General features: G+C 68.8%; 16 protein-coding genes. 12 read left to right on the forward strand and 4 right to left on the reverse strand.

What is annotated here, in order from left to right; translation table 11 throughout:
- Nucleotides 1-69 precede the first annotated feature (69 nt).
- Nucleotides 70-1,452, forward strand: coding sequence for a TRAP transporter large permease subunit (locus tag JD292_RS08670; protein ID WP_200132349.1), 1,383 nt, complete (start codon nucleotides 70-72; stop codon nucleotides 1,450-1,452).
- Between the two features lie 125 nt (nucleotides 1,453-1,577).
- Here the strand turns inward: JD292_RS08670 and JD292_RS08675 are convergent, their stop codons facing one another.
- Nucleotides 1,578-2,513 (reverse strand): LysR family transcriptional regulator ArgP, encoded by a 936-nt coding sequence (locus JD292_RS08675; protein WP_200132350.1) that lies wholly within the window; start codon nucleotides 2,511-2,513, stop codon nucleotides 1,578-1,580.
- 146 nt (nucleotides 2,514-2,659) lie between these two features.
- Here JD292_RS08675 and lysE point away from each other — a divergent pair, with 146 nt between their 5' ends.
- Nucleotides 2,660-3,274: an L-lysine exporter gene (lysE, locus tag JD292_RS08680; protein WP_200132351.1), complete on the forward strand. Its 615-nt coding sequence runs from the start codon at nucleotides 2,660-2,662 to the stop codon at nucleotides 3,272-3,274.
- 32 nt (nucleotides 3,275-3,306) lie between these two features.
- On the opposite strand, the gene JD292_RS08685 is transcribed toward lysE, so the two are convergent.
- Nucleotides 3,307-4,422 (reverse strand): threonine aldolase family protein, encoded by a 1,116-nt coding sequence (locus JD292_RS08685; RefSeq protein WP_200132352.1) that lies wholly within the window; start codon nucleotides 4,420-4,422, stop codon nucleotides 3,307-3,309.
- Nucleotides 4,423-4,434: 12 nt separating this feature from the next.
- Here JD292_RS08685 and JD292_RS08690 point away from each other — a divergent pair, with 12 nt between their 5' ends.
- The 5 genes from JD292_RS08690 to JD292_RS08710 all read left to right on the forward strand — a co-directional run bounded on the left by JD292_RS08690 (nucleotide 4,435) and on the right by JD292_RS08710 (nucleotide 10,241).
- Entirely contained in the window at nucleotides 4,435-6,222 is a 1,788-nt protein-coding gene (locus tag JD292_RS08690; protein WP_200132353.1) for a hypothetical protein, read from the forward strand.
- Nucleotides 6,223-6,330: 108 nt separating this feature from the next.
- Nucleotides 6,331-7,269 (forward strand): ABC transporter ATP-binding protein, encoded by a 939-nt coding sequence (locus JD292_RS08695; protein WP_200132354.1) that lies wholly within the window; start codon nucleotides 6,331-6,333, stop codon nucleotides 7,267-7,269.
- On the forward strand, nucleotides 7,266-8,225 hold the full coding sequence (locus tag JD292_RS08700; RefSeq protein WP_200132355.1) for an ABC transporter permease: 960 nt from the start codon (nucleotides 7,266-7,268) through the stop codon (nucleotides 8,223-8,225). The genes JD292_RS08695 and JD292_RS08700 overlap by 4 nt, the downstream gene beginning before the upstream one ends.
- A gap of 70 nt (nucleotides 8,226-8,295) precedes the next feature.
- A complete protein-coding gene (locus JD292_RS08705) occupies nucleotides 8,296-9,612 on the forward strand; it encodes a sensor histidine kinase (RefSeq protein WP_200132356.1) in 1,317 nt (438 codons plus the stop codon).
- Nucleotides 9,609-10,241 carry a response regulator gene (locus JD292_RS08710; protein WP_200132357.1) on the forward strand — a complete coding sequence of 211 codons (633 nt, stop codon included), beginning with the start codon at nucleotides 9,609-9,611 and terminating at the stop codon, nucleotides 10,239-10,241. The genes JD292_RS08705 and JD292_RS08710 overlap by 4 nt, the downstream gene beginning before the upstream one ends.
- A 30-nt stretch (nucleotides 10,242-10,271) precedes the next feature.
- On the opposite strand, the gene JD292_RS08715 is transcribed toward JD292_RS08710, so the two are convergent.
- Nucleotides 10,272-11,084: a siderophore-interacting protein gene (locus tag JD292_RS08715; RefSeq protein WP_200132358.1), complete on the reverse strand. Its 813-nt coding sequence runs from the start codon at nucleotides 11,082-11,084 to the stop codon at nucleotides 10,272-10,274.
- Between the two features lie 202 nt (nucleotides 11,085-11,286).
- Between JD292_RS08715 and JD292_RS08720 the strand changes: the two genes are divergently transcribed.
- The 4 genes from JD292_RS08720 (at nucleotide 11,287) to JD292_RS08735 (ending at nucleotide 14,151) form a co-directional block, all read left to right on the forward strand.
- A complete protein-coding gene (locus tag JD292_RS08720) occupies nucleotides 11,287-11,646 on the forward strand; it encodes a GntR family transcriptional regulator (RefSeq protein ID WP_200132359.1) in 360 nt (119 codons plus the stop codon).
- The gene (locus JD292_RS08725; RefSeq protein ID WP_200132360.1) at nucleotides 11,643-12,596 is read left to right on the forward strand and encodes an ABC transporter ATP-binding protein; all 954 of its coding nucleotides are present in this window, start codon (nucleotides 11,643-11,645) and stop codon (nucleotides 12,594-12,596) included. Before JD292_RS08720 ends, JD292_RS08725 begins: the two co-directional genes overlap by 4 nt.
- Nucleotides 12,593-13,303, forward strand: coding sequence for a hypothetical protein (locus JD292_RS08730; protein WP_200132361.1), 711 nt, complete (start codon nucleotides 12,593-12,595; stop codon nucleotides 13,301-13,303). Before JD292_RS08725 ends, JD292_RS08730 begins: the two co-directional genes overlap by 4 nt.
- 632 nt (nucleotides 13,304-13,935) lie before the next feature.
- Nucleotides 13,936-14,151, forward strand: a complete 216-nt coding sequence (locus JD292_RS08735; RefSeq protein ID WP_200132362.1) for a DUF2283 domain-containing protein — start codon at nucleotides 13,936-13,938, stop codon at nucleotides 14,149-14,151.
- A 176-nt stretch (nucleotides 14,152-14,327) separates the two neighbouring features.
- On the opposite strand, the gene JD292_RS08740 is transcribed toward JD292_RS08735, so the two are convergent.
- Nucleotides 14,328-15,836 carry a dicarboxylate/amino acid:cation symporter gene (locus JD292_RS08740; RefSeq protein ID WP_439649269.1) on the reverse strand — a complete coding sequence of 503 codons (1,509 nt, stop codon included), beginning with the start codon at nucleotides 15,834-15,836 and terminating at the stop codon, nucleotides 14,328-14,330.
- Between the two features lie 208 nt (nucleotides 15,837-16,044).
- Here JD292_RS08740 and JD292_RS08745 point away from each other — a divergent pair, with 208 nt between their 5' ends.
- Nucleotides 16,045-16,533, forward strand: coding sequence for a YajQ family cyclic di-GMP-binding protein (locus tag JD292_RS08745; RefSeq protein WP_200132364.1), 489 nt, complete (start codon nucleotides 16,045-16,047; stop codon nucleotides 16,531-16,533).
- Nucleotide 16,534 lies beyond the last annotated feature (1 nt).

Genomic DNA, 16,534 nt, shown 5'->3' on the forward strand with positions numbered 1-16,534 from the left:
CCACGCACCACACACTCTGCACCCACCACTTCTGCATCCCGCAGCGATGCCCTTCTCCTGAGGACACCCATGGACCCACAAAACACCGCACTCGCGATCCTGCCAGTGATCACCGTGCTGCTCGTCTCCGTGCTCACCAAGCGCGCCCTGCTCGGCCTGCTCTCGGGCACGATCGTCGGGGCGATCCTGCTCGGCGGCTGGGGATTCTTCGACACGCTCGTCGCGACCTTCGGCAAGTCGATGTCGAACGAGACCGTCCACTGGCTCGCGCTCGTGGTCGTGCTGTTCGGCATCCTGATCGCCTACTTCAACGCGTCGGGGGCGGTCAGCGATTTCGCGCGCTGGACCGAGAAGTTCGTCAACTCGCGACGGAAATCCCTGCTCCTGACCTGGCTGCTCACGGTTGCGCTGTTCATCGATGACTACCTCAACGCGCTCACCGTCGGCACGTCGATGAAGAAGGTCACCGACCGCTACAACGTGCCGCGCACCCTGCTCGGCACGATCGTGAAGCTCACCTCGGCGCCGATCGCGGTCATCATCCCGTTCTCGACCTGGGCTGTCTTCTTCTCCGCGCTCCTCGAGCAGGACGGCGTCACCGTCAACGGCTCCGGCTTCGGCGCCTACGTGCAGGGGCTCCCGTTCGTGTTCTTCGGCTGGTTCGCGCTCGCGATCGGCCTGCTGCTCGCCCTCGGCGTGATCCCGCTCGTCGGCCCGCTCCGCAGGGAGCAGCTCCGCGTCGACCGCACCGGAGACCCGCTGCCCGAGGGCCTCACCGAGGAGGAGCGCGCCGCAGAGCTCTCCGATGAGACCGACACCGGCCACAGGCCGCTGCCGTTCAACTTCCTGATCCCGATCATCACCCTGATCGCCGTCACGATCTTCACCGAGGTCGACATCGTGAAGGGCTCCGCTGCCGCCGTGGTCGTCGCGATCATTCTCTACGTCGCGCAGAAGCGGATGACGATCAAGGCCGTGTTCGAGAGCGCCTTCGAGGGCATCATGAGCATGGGGTACGTGATGGTGCTCTTCGTGCTCGCGTTCATGGTGCAGCAGATGAACATGGATCTGAAGCTCGCCGAGTGGGTCATCGGGGTGACCGAGCCCGTCATGCACGGCGCCTGGCTACCCGCGATCGTGTTCCTCGTCTGCGGTGTCTACGCCTACGCGACGGGCGCGTTCTGGGATCTCGCCGCGGTCATCACGCCCGTGGTGCTGCCCCTCGCGATCGCCGTCGGGGTCGACCCCGTGCTCGCCGGCACGGCGGTCTTCTCGGGCGCCGCGCTCGGCTCGACCACCTGCCTCTACGGCGACGGCATCATCCTCGCCTCGAAGTCGGTCGGCGTGAAGCCGCTCAACCTGATGCTGTCGATCCTGCCGTACGCGGCGGTGGCCGCGGTGCTCACGCTCATCGCCTACGTGATCGCGGGCTTCGCGATCGTGGGGGCGTAGCGGGGCGCTCGCCGCAGCGGATGCTGATCAGGGCCCGTTCCGGTGGTTTCGCCGGGGCGGGCTCCTGCGTTTCCGCGATCCGGTGCGCGGATCGGCGCCCCGCACAGCCGCGACGCCGCCTCGGCTCAGCGCAGCGCCAGCGCCGCCTCCTCCGTGATCACGCGGGTGAGGGCGTCGAGGAGCGGGGAGTCGAGGCGCCAGCGCTGCCAGTAGAGCGGCAGGTCGATTGCGGCGTTCGGCCCGACCTCGACGAGGCGTCCGGCCGCGATGAGCTCGCCGCACTGGAGTTCGGGGAGCATGCCCCAGCCCATGCCGAGCTCGACGGCGTGCGCGAACTCCGCCGACGACGGCACGAGGTGCCGCGGCGGCGTCACGGTCGCCCGCGTGAAGCGCCTGATGAAGCGGTGCTGGAACATGTCGTGCCGGTCGAACTCGATGATCGGGGCGGCGCCGAGGGACTCCGCGTTCACACCGCGCGCGAAGTGCCGCCCCGCGAACTCGGGGCTCGCGACGGCGCGATAGCGGTCGACGCCGAGCTTCGTGGACACGCAGCCCGGCACCGGCTCCCGCGTCGCCGTGACCGCCGCCATCACGTCGCCGCGACGCAGCCGCTCCGTCGAGATCGACTCGTCGGCCCTGATCAGCTCGAAACGCGCGCCCGTCTCGCGGGCGGCGCGCGCGATCGCGGGCACGAACCAGGTCGCCAGGGTGTCCGCGTTGACGACGATCGGGATCACGGCCGCCGTGCCCGGGGCGGCGCCGTCGGTCCCCGCTCCGCCGTCGCCCGCGCCGCCCGGCCCCGCGCCGACGCCGAGTTCGAGCGCCGCGTCGCCGACGAGTCGCTCGAACTGGCGCGCGAGCCGCAACACCGTTGCGCCGGCCTCCGTCACCTCGACGGGCCGGGTGCGGCGCAGCAGGACGGTGCCGACCCGCTGCTCGAGGGCCCGCACCCGCTGGCTCACCGCCGACGGTGTGACGTGGAGCGCGCGGGCCGCGCCCTCGAAGCTGCCCTCCGCGATGATCGCCGCGAATGTGGTGAGGTGCTCGACGGGCAGGTCCACGGGCGCTCCTTGCTGGCGGGGGTGTGATCCGGAACCGGGTTGTGATCCGGCTCAGGGTTGTAAATGAAGCAATTTTGATGATCCTTCAGAAAGTTTAGGGATTCTGAATTCGTGGCGCGAGCGATCCGGCCCGTAACGTCGAAACCATGTTCCTTCCCTTCCTCGTCGGCATGGGCAGCGGCCTGTCCCTCATCGTGGCGATCGGCGCCCAGAACGCCTTCGTGCTGCGCCAGGGCATCCGCCGCGAACACGTCCTCCCCGTTGTGCTGATCTGCGGATTGACCGACGCGCTGCTCGAGACGCTCGGCGTGGTCGGCATCGGCTACGTCGTGGAGCGGGCGCCCGTGGTGCTCGAGATCGTGCGCTGGGGCGGTGTCGCGTTCCTGCTCTGGTACGCGTGGACGGCCGCCCGGCGCGCCATGAAGCCCGAGGTGCTCGTCGCCGGTGAGGGCGGCACGAGCTCGCTCAAGCGCACGATCCTCGCCTGCCTCGCGATCACCTACCTCAACCCGCACGTGTACCTCGACACGATGGTGCTCATGGGGTCGATCGGCAACGCGCAGGGCGACCCCGCTCGCTGGTGGTTCGTCGCGGGCGGCGCGCTCGCGAGCATCGCCTGGTTCTTCCTGCTCGGCTACGGCGCCAGGGCGCTGACCAGGTTCTTCGCGACGCCACGCTCGTGGCAGATCCTCGACGGGGTGGTCGCGGTCGTGATGCTCGTGATCGCCGCGCGGCTCGTGTTCGGCGGGGTCGGGGTATAGCGCGAGGGCCTCCTCGGGGACAGCCGACGAAGCTACGCCGACAGCGCGTGCACGAGCGCGTCGACGTCGCCCGGCGTCGTGTCGAACGCGCACATGAGCCGGTACAGCTCCGGATCGCCCGGCCATGGGCCGAACTGGAAGCGTTCCTGCGCGCGGGCGATGCACGTGGCGGGAATCCGCGCGAACACGGCGTTCGACTCGACGGGGTAGGCGATCCGGATCCCGGATCCCGATCCGTCACGCTCGTCCTCGCCCTCGCAGACCCCTGCGATTCCGGCGACGAGCCGCGCGGCCATCGCGTTCGCGTGGCGGGCCGAGCGCTCCCAGAGGTCGCCCTCGTAGAGCGCGAGGAGCTGGGCCGAGACGAAACGCATTTTCGATGCGAGCTGCAGATCGATCTTGCGGAGATACTCGATCCCTGGCGTCTCCTCGGGGGTGAGGGCGATCACAGCTTCTGCGCCGAGCAGGCCGTTCTTCGTGCCGCCGAGGCTGACGATGTCGGCCCCCACGTCGCGCGTGATCGCGCCGAGCGTCGTGCCCAGGTGGGTGGCCGCGTTGCCGAGCCGTGAACCGTCGAGGTGGAAGCGCATGCCGAGACCGTGCGCGTGATCCGCGAGCGCGCGCAGCTCGTCGGGCGTGTAACAGGTGCCGAACTCCGTGACCTGCGCCACCGAGACCACGCTCGGCTGCGCGCGATGCTGGCTCCCGAAGCCCCAGGCCTCCCGGTCCACGAGCTCCGGGGTGAGCTTGCCGTCTGGCGTCGCCACGGGGAGGAGCTTCAGCCCGCCTGTCTTCTCCGGGGCGCCCGTCTCGTCGACCGCGATGTGCGCCGCCGACGCGCAGATCACCGCGCCCCACCGCGGGGCCGCCGCCTGCAGCGCGAGCACGTTCGCGCCCGTGCCGTTCAGCACGGGGAACGCCTCGGTGCCCTCGCCGAACAGCCGCTGCGCGAGCTCGCGGAAGCGGGCCGTCCAGTCGTCGCCGCCGTACGCCGGCGCGTGGCCGACGTTCGCCGCCGCGATCGCGGCGAGCACCTCCGGGTGCACCCCCGCCCAATTGTCGGAGGCGAAGAAGCGGCTGATGGAGGCGTCGTGTGCGGTCACGGAACCCAGGGTACGCCCGCGTGTGCTCCGGCGCACGGGCGGCATTAGGCTCGACCCATGTCTGCAGCAGTACCCCGGCGCGCGCGACTCCTCGCGCCGGCCCTCGCGATTCTCGTCGGCGCGCTCCTGATCCTCGTGTTCTGGTGGTTTGGCGTTGTGATCGGGGGTGAACCCTTCGGTACCGCGCTCGGGATGCTCTCGGGTGCGCTGTTCCTGATCCCCGGGGCGATCGCCCTGCTCGTCGCGTTGGCCGCGAATGGGCGGGACCGGCGCGCGGAGGCCGAGGGGCGGCCCGTGTCCGCGGAGCGGCTCGCGGACGCGGCCGCCAGCGGCGCCGGGATCCGTCGGGGGCGGAGCACCGGGCCGCTGTCGGCGCAGCTCTTCGGCGCGCTCGGGCTCGGCCGGCCGGGTCGATTCCTTGCCGCGCTCATGCCGTGGTTGCTCGCGGCCGCGCTGCTCTTCTCGGTGGAGCCGCGCATCATGATCGCGTCGGTGTTTCTCGTGTTCATCGGTACGGGACTCGGCCGTCTGCTGTACCGGCTGCGCCCGGGGGCGCTGTGGGCGCGGGCGCTCGTCACGATCGGGATTCCGCTCCTGTTCACGGCGCTGCTCCTTCCCGTGACGATCGAGCCGGGGTACTGGCCGAACGCGTTCGCAATCCCGGTCGGCGCGGAGATCGGGGCGGCGCTCGGCCGGGCCCGTGAGCGGAGTACGAGCGCGCCCGGCCGGGTGCTTGCCCGCGACTGGGCGGGGGTCGAGCTGGTGGGCGATCCGGCGCGTACGCACTTTGACATCCGGCCGCTCATCAGGCAGATTCCGCGGGCCGAGGGGCGCGCCTATGCCGCGGCGGATCCCGCGGTCGCGGCGTCGGGGGCCGCCGCGACGGGGAGCGCGTTCGTGTCGATCGTCGCCGCGATCTTCCCGATCGGGATCATCGCGTTGGTGTTCGGCATGACGGAGCAGGCCCTGAGCGGCAAGGACGACACCGCGAGCCAGCTGCTCGGGATGTCGGCGGCCCTCGCCCTCATGCTGCTCGGCGGAGGGATCCTGGTGTGGTGGTCGGTGCGCTCGCGGGCGCGGATCACGCGCCCGGTGGATCATCTCGCCTACGCGCAATTCGCCGCAGTGAACGGCCTGATTTACGACCCGAAACCGGGGGTCTCGCCCGACGGCGAGGACGTGCTCACGCGGAAACTCCACGCGGAGGGGATCCGGAACCGGGTGCTCGTGGCGAACCGCGAGGCGGTGGACGCGAACGCCGTGGGTGACGGGTTCACGCACTTCGGCGGCCTGTGCGCGGTGCAGCTCGCGACGGAGCTGCCGAACATTCGCCTCCGCGCCCGGGGCAATCGCCTCCCCGCGTTCTCCGCGTACGCCGCGCCCGCCCGCGACCAGCACCTTTCCCTCGAGGGGGACTTCGACCGATACTTCGAGCTGTACGCCCCGAAGGGCTACGAGCGCGATGCGCTCTACCTCTTCACCCCCGACGTGATGGCGTGGCTCATCGACGACGCGCGCGGGTACGACGTCGAGCTCCGCGGGCGCGAGGTCGTGTTCCGTTCCCGGCAGGACCAGGTGACGCGGGACCCCGCGGACTGGCAGCGCCTCGCCCACGCGTTCACCGCGCTCGAGGAGCGGATCGAGCAGTGGGAACGGTGGCGCGACGACCGCCTCGACCAGCCGACCGCGCGCGCTGGCGAGCTGACGATGGAGCGCCGCGGACCCGCGGGCCGCGTCGGGGAGAGCGGCAGGCGTCTGCGCTTCGGGGTCGGGGCCGGGACGATCTTCGTTGCGGGCTTCGTGGCGATCTACGTGACGCTCACGGTGCTCGCGAACTCCATCTGAGCCGGGTGCCGCCGCCGAGACGGGCGCGCGCATCCACCGGTCGGAGGATGCCGAATCTCGGGCGAACGGCCCATTACGCGCGCTCCCGGAACGGGCGATTCTGGGAGCATGACTCAGCATCAGGACCATCGGAGCCCCGCGGACACCGCGGTTCACGTTCGCGGCCTCGAGAAACGCTACGGCGACCGCACCATCCTCGAGGGGATCGACCTCGACATTGCGCGCGGTGAGACCTACGCGCTGCTCGGCCCGAACGGCGCGGGGAAGAGCACCACGATCGAGGTCCTCGAGGGAATTCGGAGGCCGGGCGGCGGCGAGGTCAGCGTGCTCGGCGCGAACCCGCTCTCGGCCCCGCGTGCGTGGCGCTCCCGGATCGGGATCGTCGCACAGGACACCGGCGACCTCGGGCCGTATACACCGCGCGAGCTGATCGGGCATTTTGGCCGGCTTTCTGCGAACCCGCGTCCCGTCGATGAGGTCCTCGATCTGGTCGGATTGACGGCGCAGGCTGGTCGGCGCGCGAGCAAGATGTCCGGCGGGCAGAAGCGCCGTCTGGACGTCGCCCTCGGCATCGTCGGCCGCCCGGAACTGCTGTTCCTCGACGAGCCAACGACGGGGTTCGACCCCGAGGCGCGACGCCAGTTCTGGGTGATGCTCGAACAGCTCACAGCGGAGGGCACATCGATCCTGCTGACCACGCACTATCTCGATGAGGCCGCGCATCTCGCGGATCGCGTCGGCGTTCTCTCCGGAGGCGTGCTCGTGGCGGAGGATCCGCCCGAGCGGCTGGGCGGAGCCGAGGCGCGGGTCCCGGTGGTCACCTGGCGCGACGCCGGGGGCCGGGCGCGCGAGCAGCGCACGCCCGAACCCGGGGCGCTCGTCGAGCGTCTGATGCGCGAGGCCCGCGAGGCAGGGGTGCCCGGGGGCGAACCGATCGCGCTCGAGATTCGACGCCCGAGCCTCGAGGACATCTATCTGGACCTGATCGGCGAGACCGCGGGCGATCTCGCGGCGGCCGGCGCGAGCACGACAGGAGCACTGCGATGAGCACCACCGAGAAGCGGGCGGACGCGGGTGCAATCGCAGCCGCGGCCTCCGAAAACCCCGTTCCCACCGCAACTCGCGCGGCGGGGACCGCCGGGACCGGCGCCGCACACGCGGCACCGACCCGGGCCGTCGGCGCGGGCAGGGCGCCCGGCATCCTGCGGGCGGGCCTCTCCGCGCTCGTGATCGAGCTTCGCGGCTACGTCCGCACCCCCGACACGATCGTCTTCACGTTCCTGTTCCCGATCCTGATGCTCGGTATTTTCAGCGTCGCCTTCGAATCGATGGGGAAGGTCGGTGCCCTCCCCGACGGCACCGGCGGCGTCACGATGGCGGAGTACTACCTGCCGGGCATGGTCGCGGCAGGCATCTTCCTCTCCGGCGTCCAGAACCTCGCGATCGACATCGCGCGAGAGAAGAGCGACGGGTGGCTGAGGCGACTCGGCGCGACGGCAATCTCGCCCGTCAGCTACTTCATCGGCAAGGCCGGGATGATCCTGATCACGTCGCTCGCACAGGCGGCACTGCTGATCGCCGTCGCGAAGTTCGCGTTCGACGTCAGGCTCCCCGAGGAACCGGAACTCTGGCTGCGGTTCGCGTGGCTCTTCGCGCTCGGCATCGTCACGATGACGATGCTCGGGATCGCGCTCTCCTCGCTCCCGCGCTCCTCCCGCAGCGCGACCGCGGTCGTGCTCCCCGTCGTGCTCCTCCTGCAGTTCATCTCCGGCGTCTACCTGCAGTTCACGATGCTCCCGGAGTGGCTGCAGAACTTCGCTTCACTCTTCCCGCTGAAGTGGCTCGCGCAGGGGATGCGCAGCGTGTTCCTCCCCGAACACTTCGCGAAAGCGGAACTCAGCGGCAGCTGGGACCTCGGCCTCGTTGCCGTGAACCTGGGCATCTGGCTCGTGGTGGGCCTCGTCATCAGCCTGATCACCTTCCGATGGACGCGTCGCTCGTGAAGGATGCCCCAGCGTTCCGGGGCCGCGCCGGTCATGGCGCGGCCCCGCTCGATCGTGAGAGGCTGAACGCATGATCGAGGGCGCGCGAACGCGGCTCCCGCTGCTCGGGTGGGACGTCGCGTTCGGCTGCCTCCTCGCGTTCTTCGCGCTGATCGGGTTCCTGAACGCGGCCGATGAATCAGCGGGTGGCGTCGGCCTCGTGACCGCGCTGGCGCCGCTCGTGTGCATCGGGATCGTCTACGTTGTGCTCGGTCGGCCGCTGCTGCGCAGGACGATGACGACCGGTCTCCCCACCCGCACCGACCTCTTCACACTCGTCCTGCTGGTCGCCGGAACCGGGTTCGCGGCGCTCGTCGAGCCGAGCTACGCGACCCTGCAGTGCGTGATCTACCCCCTGATCTGGGTCACCCTGCCGGCGCAGCGCGACTCGATCGTGTGGAGCGCGGGGCTCGCGCTCGCCGTCGGCGTCGGCTCGACGGTTGCGTACGCGCGGCACGGCGCCGAGAACCCGATCGGTATCGCGGCGCTCGTCGCGGTGCTGTCTTTCGGCTTTGCGGTCGTGATGGGAACCTGGATCACGCGCATTCACCGGGCCGGCGAGCGCTATCGCGACCTCGCGGAAGAACTCCGCCGCAGCCAGGCCACCGCGGCCGCGCTCGCGGAGTCGGCCGGTGCTGCCGCTGAGCGCGAGCGGCTCTCCCGCGAGTTGCACGACACCCTCACGCAGACGCTGACCGGCCTCGTCATGCTCTCCGAACAGGCAGAACGCGCGCTCGACGCGGGAGACGAAGCGCGGGCGAGGGATCGCGTCGCGCACGTCGGCCGTGCCGCGCGCGACGCGGTGTCCGAGGCCCGGGCGCTCGTCGCAACCACCCAGCCGCTCGGCGAGGGCGGGCTCGAGCAGGCGCTCGAGCGGATCACGGCGCGCTTCGCGAGCGATACCGGAATCGTCGTGGAGCGCCGGATCGAGGCGCAACACCTCGACCGCGAGCGCCAGGTCGTGCTGCTGCGAGCCGCCCAGGAGGGGCTCGCGAACGCCCGGAAGCACGCGCGGGCGACGCTCGTCGAGCTCGCGCTGCTGAGCGATGATCGGGGAGTCCTGCTTCGCGTCGACGACGACGGCTGCGGGCCGTCCGGGAGCGGTGCCGAGGCGCCTGCCGGATTCGGGCTGAGCGGACTCGGAGATCGGGTGCGCACCGTGGGTGGTTCGGTCGCGTTCGGCGCGCGGCCGGGAGGCGGCGCCCGGCTCGAGGTGCGGATGCCCCATCAGGAGCCGCGGGATGCGCTGGGGTCGCCCGAGAGCCCGGGGGAGCTGAACGGAGTGCCCCCGCGGGCCGCGGCGAACGCGCCTGATGACGTGCGCGACAGGGAAGGGACCAGTTCGTGATCAGAGTGTTTGTGGTGGATGATCACCCGATCGTGCGGGGCGGGATCGTGGGTCTCCTCGAAACCGAGGCGGACTTCGAGGTGGTCGGCGAGGCCGCCTCCGGTGAACAGGCGCTCGATCAGCTCGCCCGGATCGAGTCGGACATCGTGCTCATGGATCTCCGCATGCCCGGCATGGGTGGAGTCGCGGCGACGCGGGCGCTTGCGGAGCGTGAGCCGCGCCCGCGCGTGCTCGTGTTCACGACCTATGAGGACGATGACCAGATCCTTGCCGCGATCGAGGCGGGCGCGAGCGGCTATCTGGTGAAGGCGGCGCCGGCAGAGGAGCTGGCGGCGGGTATTCGCGCCGTCGCCGCGGGACAGACCGTTCTCGCGCCGTCGATCGCGGCGCAGCTCGTGGCGCGGGCCTCGGCGCCGCGCACGCCGACGGCGACCCGCTCGGCCCTGACGCGTCGAGAAACGGAGATTCTCGCGCTCGTGGCCGAGGGGATGAGCAACCCCGCCATCGCGGCGAAGCTGTTCATCGGCGAGTCGACGGTGAAGACCCACCTGCTGCACGTGTTCGAGAAGCTCGAGGTCTCCGACCGCACCCGCGCGGTGACGCGGGCGATGAAGCGCGGGCTGATCTGACCGCGCCAGGGAGCCTCTCGTGAGCGACCCTCAGCTCTGTCGCCAGTAGCCGCAGAAGTCGACGGCGCCGCGATCGAGGCCCCGCACGTTGACGAGATGCTTGCGCCCGAGCGAGGCCAGTTGCTGTTCACCGGCGACGAAACCCGACACGGGTACGTCCGCGAGCGGCGGGAGTCCGCGTAGCTCCTCGAGGGCGGCGGCGCCCGGCCGGGCCGTGCGCTCGCGGAGGATCCAGCGCACCGCGACGCCCTCCGGCGCGCGGATGGGCTGCTCGTCGGCGCGGTGGGGCACCTCGAGCAGGGCATAGCCTGCGCTCGTGGCCGGGAGATCGCGGAGGATCCCGATCGCGGCGGGAAGCGCAGACTCCTCGCTGACGATGACCACCGTGTCGGCGCCCTCGACCGGGCGATAGCCGCATCCCTGGTCGATCAGGGCGACGGCCGCGCCGACGGGGAGGGTCGCGGCCCACGGCGCGGCGACGCCCGCGTGCTGCGGGTCCGAGTTGTGGATGACGAAGTCGACCTCCATGCGGGCTGCCGACCGGTCGAAACTGCGCACCGTGTAGTTGCGGATGGCCGGCCGGGTGGACCGGGGGAGGGTGAGGTATTTCAGGTACCCGCGCACGTCGTAACGCGAGGCGAGGCGGTCGAAGCGGGTGGCCTCTCCCGCGACCGGGATTGCCAGGCGGAACCACTGGTCAAAGCCGAGATCGCGCCATCCCTGGAGTTGCTCGCCCTCGAGAGTGAGCCTCACGAAACTGGGGGAGATGCGCTCGGCTCGCGCCACGCGTGCGGTGACGAGGCCGGTGGAGGCGTGGTCGACAGCGATGTTCTGTGCGGGCATGGGGTCCTTCCGGTGGCAACCGAGTGGGCATAGGGCAGCGGAATGGCGGCGGGATGCGGGAAGAACCGCGGGGTAAGGCAAGCCTAAGTCGAAACATCTGATGTATCAATCCCCGATCAGGGGTTGACGCCGGGCCGAATGCCTCATAGGTTCATTAGTGAAGTAACTAACCAGCAAACCAACGACACGGAGGAGAGAGGGTATGTTCGACGATTCGCGCCCGATCTTCCAGCAGCTCGCAGAGCGGCTCGAGGACGAGATCCTCGGCGGCATCTACGGCGAAGAGGATCAGGTGCCCTCCACGAACGAGCTCGCCGGCCACATGCGGATCAACCCGGCCACGGCCGGCAAGGCGCTGAACCTGCTCGTCGACCGCGGTGTCCTGTACAAGCGCCGCGGGATCGGGATGTTCGTCGCGGAGGGCGCTCGCGCCCTCATCGCGGAGGAACGTCAGCGCGGGATCACCGAGCACTTCATCGCGCCGCTGCTCGCGGAAGCCCGAAAGCTCGGCCTTTCCGCCCAAGACATCATCCGACTCATCGCAGAGGAAGACCAGAAATGAACGCAAACGCCATCGAGACGCGCGAATTGACGCGTCGCTACCGCGGCGAGACCGCCCTCGACGGGGTGTCGGTCTCGATCAAGGAGAACGTCATCACCGGCCTGCTCGGTCGAAACGGAGCGGGGAAGACGACGCTGATGTCGCTCATCACCGCGCAGGATCTTCCGAGCTCCGGCACCGTCCGGGTCGACGGACACGCCCCGTTCGAACGCGCCGAGACGATCGAGCGGATGTGCTTCATCCGGGACAATCAGCGCTACCCCGACGACTACCGCCTGCACCACGCCCTCCGCGCGGCCGCCTTCAGCTACCCGAACTGGTCGCAGGAGCTCGCCGACCACCTCGTCGAGGTGTTCCGCATTCCGCGGCGGACGATCGTGAAGAAGTACTCCCGCGGTCAGCTGTCGGCCCTCGGGATCGTACTCGGACTCGCCTCGCGCGCTCCGATCACCTTCTTCGACGAGCCCTATCTCGGACTCGACGCGACCGCCCGCGGCATCTTCTACGACGAACTGCTCCGCGATTACGCGGAGCATCCGCGCACGATCATCCTCTCGACGCACCTCATCGACGAGATGGATCGCCTGCTCGAACGAGTGATCGTGCTCGATCGCGGCCGGGTGGTCCGAGAGGCCGACGTGGACGAACTCCGCGGCGAAGCCTTCCAGATCGCCGGCAAACTCTCCGACCTTGACGCCTTCCTCGCGGGACGGGAAGTGCTGTCGCGACGCACGATCGGCGGCCTCGGCACCGCGATCATCGGCGAGCGGCCCAGCGACTCGGTGCAGGCCGAGGCGCGCGAGCTCGGCCTCGAGCTCAGCGGGGTCTCCCTGCAGGACCTCGTCGCCGCCTACGGTCTCGCCGACGAACCCGGCACCGCCTCCCACCCTGAATCCGACCCCACGCGCGCCGCCAACGCCGCGCGCACCCCCGAACGGAGCGCATCATGAACCGCATCGCACAGGTGACCAGGCTTCACCTGAACAAGTGGCAGACTTTCGTTCTCACCCCGATCGGCATCCTCGCGATCGTGATCTTCGTGAGCATCGTCATCCAGCTCGCCATCCAGCGAGCCGGTGTCGACGTGGCGAGCGCCGACTACCAGGAGGGCGCGCGATTCAACTCCTCCGTCGCGTGGGCGCTTCCCGGTTTCCTCGTCTACTACGGAGTGCAGGCCGTCGCGACGACCTATCCGTTCGCGCTCGCGCTCGGCACCACTCGCCGGAACTTCATTCTCGGCACCCTCATCTCGAACGCGATCTTCGCGGCGTATGCGGCGGTTCTCATGCTGGCGCTTCTCGGGGTCGAGCTCGTGACCGGGCACTGGTTCATGGGCGCGCACATCTTCGACGTGGTGGTGCTCGGCAACGGCAACCCGCTGATCCTGCTCCCGACCGCCTTCGTCGGTGTGCTGCTCTGCCTCATGATCGGCGGCCTCTTCGGAGCGATCTGGGTGCGCTTCGGGGCGAAGGGCCCGCTGTTCCTCGGCGTCGCGCTCGGCCTGGCGCTCGCGATCCTGGTCCTGATCATCGCGCCGAATCTCGTCGAGATCGTGTCCGGGATCACCCGAGCGGGGCTCGGGATCGCGGCGCTCGTCGCGATCGTCCTCGCGATGGCGGGCACGTGGTTCGCAATGCGGCGGGCCTCGGTGCGGTAGTGCCAACGTAGCATCGCGAGTCTGCTGCCGCGCCGCACGCAAATATGCTCCCTGGTCGTGGAGAAGGGCCGGGAGCATTTTTGCGCGCGGACGACTTGACCATCAAGGGGGGCGGTGAAGACAGGACAAAAGGCGCAAGGCTATGAACTCAGGCTTCACATTCAATCTCGACTTACCTGGATATGCGTCTTATGTCGGTTATTGACCAGATGGGAAGGTACGAGAAAGATGAACGGGAAGATTGCCACTGTTGGATTGCGGTGTAACGCACTTGGTTTCGGTGAGTTACCGAGTGCGCTCGATTCACTTACGTAAGCGCGCGCTGTCCACTCCTGAAATCAGGCCGGCGTAGGGCGTTTTGTTGCCTCCGTGGTCACTGTGGCCTCAGCATTCTGTTCCGAAAAATTCAAGATGGTTCTGCAATTTACGAAGCATGCCTGACGACAGGCGGCCGCCCGGAAAGTTTCTGAACGCGCAATCAAAAAGGCATTGAGTGAGGGGCGAGTCACTCAGCGCAGGAACGGAACCGCTACCGTGGAAGTCGGGAACACCAGAGTTGTTGTCAATGTGAAAAATGGCAATATCCTTGCGGCCATTCGGGCCGGTGGCGGCGGGTTTGCAGGAGGGCGTTAATGAAGGCTCAATTTGACGCTGAGGCCGATGCAGCGAGTCTGCAGTTGAGCGAAAGCGGTGTGTTTTCGCATAACGTGACACTCGAGTTGTCTGAAGGATTGGTAATCCTCGATGTTTCAGTTTCAGGAACAGTGTTGGCAATCGAGTTCGTCGGAGTTTCTCGGCTGTTGGAAACGGACACAATTGCTCAATTTGAACGGGATACAGAGGGGTAGATTCGTCGGGTCAGAATGAGCAATGTGTACGGGCGCTTGTGTTTCAACACAGGCAAGTCTGCCCGAGTGCCGCACGAGCACGAAGTGCCCCCAACCTTTCGAGGTCGGGGGCACTTCGTGCTCGTGCGCTGGGCACGCAACGGATCCGGTCTGCGGGGGGATGAATCGGATCCGGGCTAGGCGCGCGCCTCGGCGGACACGCGATGCTGTTCGGCCGACTCGCCGGCCGCGGCGGACGCGGGCGCGATGTCCGCGCTCGGCACGGCTGCGATCTCCGTCTCGCCGTCGGTGTCGCTGTTGTCGAAGGCGAGGCCGCGGCGCGGCGCGTTGTAGAGCCCCTCGTCGAGGATCCCCTCGCGCTTCGCGACGATCGCGGGAACCAGCGCCTGACCAGCCACGTTCACCGCGGTGCGGCCCATGTCGATGATCGGGTCGACGGCGAGGAGCAGGCCGACACCCTCGAGCGGCAGGCCGAGCGTCGACAGCGTGAGGGTGAGCATCACGGTCGCGCCGGTCGTGCCGGCGGTCGCTGCGGAGCCGACCACGGAAACGAGCACGATCAGGAGATACTGCACGAGCGTGAGATCGATGCCGAAGAACTGGGCGATGAAGATCGCTGCGACGGCCGGGTAGATCGCGGCGCAGCCGTCCATCTTCGTGGTCGCGCCGAGCGGGACGGCGAAGGAGGCGTAGCCGCGGGGCACGCCGAGGTTGCGCTCGGTGACGCGCTGCGTGAGCGGGAGGGTGCCGATCGAGGAGCGGCTCACGAAGCCGAGCTGCACGGCCGGCCAGACGCCGGAGAAGTACTGCTTGATCGACAGGCCGTGCGTCTTCACGATGATCGGGTAGACGACGAACAGCACGATCGCGAGACCCAGGTAGAGCACGCCGACGAAGGCGGTGAGCGAGCCCATCTTGTCCCAGCCGTACTCCGCGACCGCGTTGCCGATCAGGCCGATCGTGCCGATCGGGGCGAGGCGGATGATCCACCACAGCACCTTCTGGATGATGGCGAGCGCCGACTCGGTGAGGCGGATGAAGGGCTCGGCCTTCTCGCCGATCTTCAGGGCGGCGATGCCGACGGCCGCCGAGATGACGATCACCTGGAGGACGTTGAAGCCCGGGGTGACCGTGAGCGCACCGCTCGCGGCGTCGACGGCTCCGCTCGCGTTCAGGCCGAGGAAGTTCTGCGGGATCAGGCCGATCAGGAAGTTCCACCAGGTGCCGACCGTCGACGGGGCACCCGTCTCGAGCGCGGTCTGCGAGGCGACCGAGCCGGGACGCAGCAGCACGCCGAGGCCGATGCCGATCGTCACGGCGATGAGCGCCGTGATTGCGAACCACAGAAGCGTCTGCCCCGCGAGACGCGCGGCATTCGTTACCTTTCGCAGGCCGACGATGCTCGAGACGACCGCGGTGAAGATCAGGGGGACCACGGCAGCGCGGAGCAGCGAGACGTAGCTGCCGCCGATCGTGTCGAGCGTGGCCTGCAGGCCGTTCGGGTTTTCTGCCGCGTCCGTGCCGATCGCGCGGGCGAGGCCGCCGAGCGCGAGGCCGATGACGAGCGCGGCGAGGATCTGCCAGCCGAAAGAGGTGAGGAACTTGGGCAGGCGGCGCTTCGCGCGGGGCGCTGCGTTGCCTTCCGCGGTCGCGGCGGCTGTTGGAGTCGCCTGTGGGGAGGTCACGGGATCGGGTCCTTTCACGTCAGTGGGGCCGCGCTGACATGGATTGCGCGGCGACGCCCGATGTCGGGCACAGTCGAAAACCATAGCAAAACATTCGCTCTGCTTATTCCATGTATCCATTTATGACATGTATTACGGCGATCCCCCGGCTCCTGAGCGTCGACAGCGACGGGTGCCACCCCGGGAAATCCCCGGTAGGCTTGCCCCCATGGCTGATTCTTCGTTTGACGTGGTGAGCAAGATCGACTCGATGGAGGTCGAGAACGCGGTGAACCAGGCCCGCAAGGAGGTCGAGCAGCGCTACGACTTCAAGGGCGTGGGCGCAGACGTCTCCCTCTCCGGCGAGACCATCCTGATCAAGGCGAACACCGAGGAGCGCGCCTCCGCGGTGCTCGACGTGCTGCAGTCGAAGTTCATCAAGCGCGGCCTCTCGCTCAAGGCCCTCGACACGGGCGAGCCCTACCCGAGCGGCAAGGAGTACCGCATCGAGTCGAAGCTCAAGGAAGGCATCGACCAGGCGACCGCAAAGAAGCTCAACAAGCTCATCCGCGACGAGGGCCCCAAGGCCGTGAAGTCGCAGATCCAGGGCGACGAACTCCGTGTCTCCTCCAAGAGCCGCGACGACCTCCAGGCAACGATCGCGCTCCTCAAGGGCGCAGACGTCGATGTCGCGCTGCAGTTCGTGAACTTCCGGTAAG

The sequence above is a fragment of the Leucobacter edaphi genome, from assembly GCF_016522535.1.
GTDB classification, from domain to species: domain Bacteria; phylum Actinomycetota; class Actinomycetes; order Actinomycetales; family Microbacteriaceae; genus Leucobacter; species Leucobacter edaphi.

What these genes read in the sequence shown, in the direction of transcription:
- JD292_RS08670 (WP_200132349.1), top strand. Translation starts at nt 70, where the DNA reads ATGGACCCACAAAACACCGCACTCGCGATCCTGCCAGTGATCACCGTG.
- lysE (WP_200132351.1), top strand. Translation starts at nt 2,660, where the DNA reads ATGTTCCTTCCCTTCCTCGTCGGCATGGGCAGCGGCCTGTCCCTCATC.
- JD292_RS08685 (WP_200132352.1), bottom strand. Translation starts at nt 4,422, where the DNA reads ATGCCGCCCGTGCGCCGGAGCACACGCGGGCGTACCCTGGGTTCCGTG.
- JD292_RS08690 (WP_200132353.1), top strand. Translation starts at nt 4,435, where the DNA reads ATGTCTGCAGCAGTACCCCGGCGCGCGCGACTCCTCGCGCCGGCCCTC.
- JD292_RS08695 (WP_200132354.1), top strand. Translation starts at nt 6,331, where the DNA reads ATGACTCAGCATCAGGACCATCGGAGCCCCGCGGACACCGCGGTTCAC.
- JD292_RS08700 (WP_200132355.1), top strand. Translation starts at nt 7,266, where the DNA reads ATGAGCACCACCGAGAAGCGGGCGGACGCGGGTGCAATCGCAGCCGCG.
- JD292_RS08705 (WP_200132356.1), top strand. Translation starts at nt 8,296, where the DNA reads ATGATCGAGGGCGCGCGAACGCGGCTCCCGCTGCTCGGGTGGGACGTC.
- JD292_RS08715 (WP_200132358.1), bottom strand. Translation starts at nt 11,084, where the DNA reads ATGCCCGCACAGAACATCGCTGTCGACCACGCCTCCACCGGCCTCGTC.
- JD292_RS08720 (WP_200132359.1), top strand. Translation starts at nt 11,287, where the DNA reads ATGTTCGACGATTCGCGCCCGATCTTCCAGCAGCTCGCAGAGCGGCTC.
- JD292_RS08725 (WP_200132360.1), top strand. Translation starts at nt 11,643, where the DNA reads ATGAACGCAAACGCCATCGAGACGCGCGAATTGACGCGTCGCTACCGC.
- JD292_RS08730 (WP_200132361.1), top strand. Translation starts at nt 12,593, where the DNA reads ATGAACCGCATCGCACAGGTGACCAGGCTTCACCTGAACAAGTGGCAG.
- JD292_RS08735 (WP_200132362.1), top strand. Translation starts at nt 13,936, where the DNA reads ATGAAGGCTCAATTTGACGCTGAGGCCGATGCAGCGAGTCTGCAGTTG.
- JD292_RS08745 (WP_200132364.1), top strand. Translation starts at nt 16,045, where the DNA reads ATGGCTGATTCTTCGTTTGACGTGGTGAGCAAGATCGACTCGATGGAG.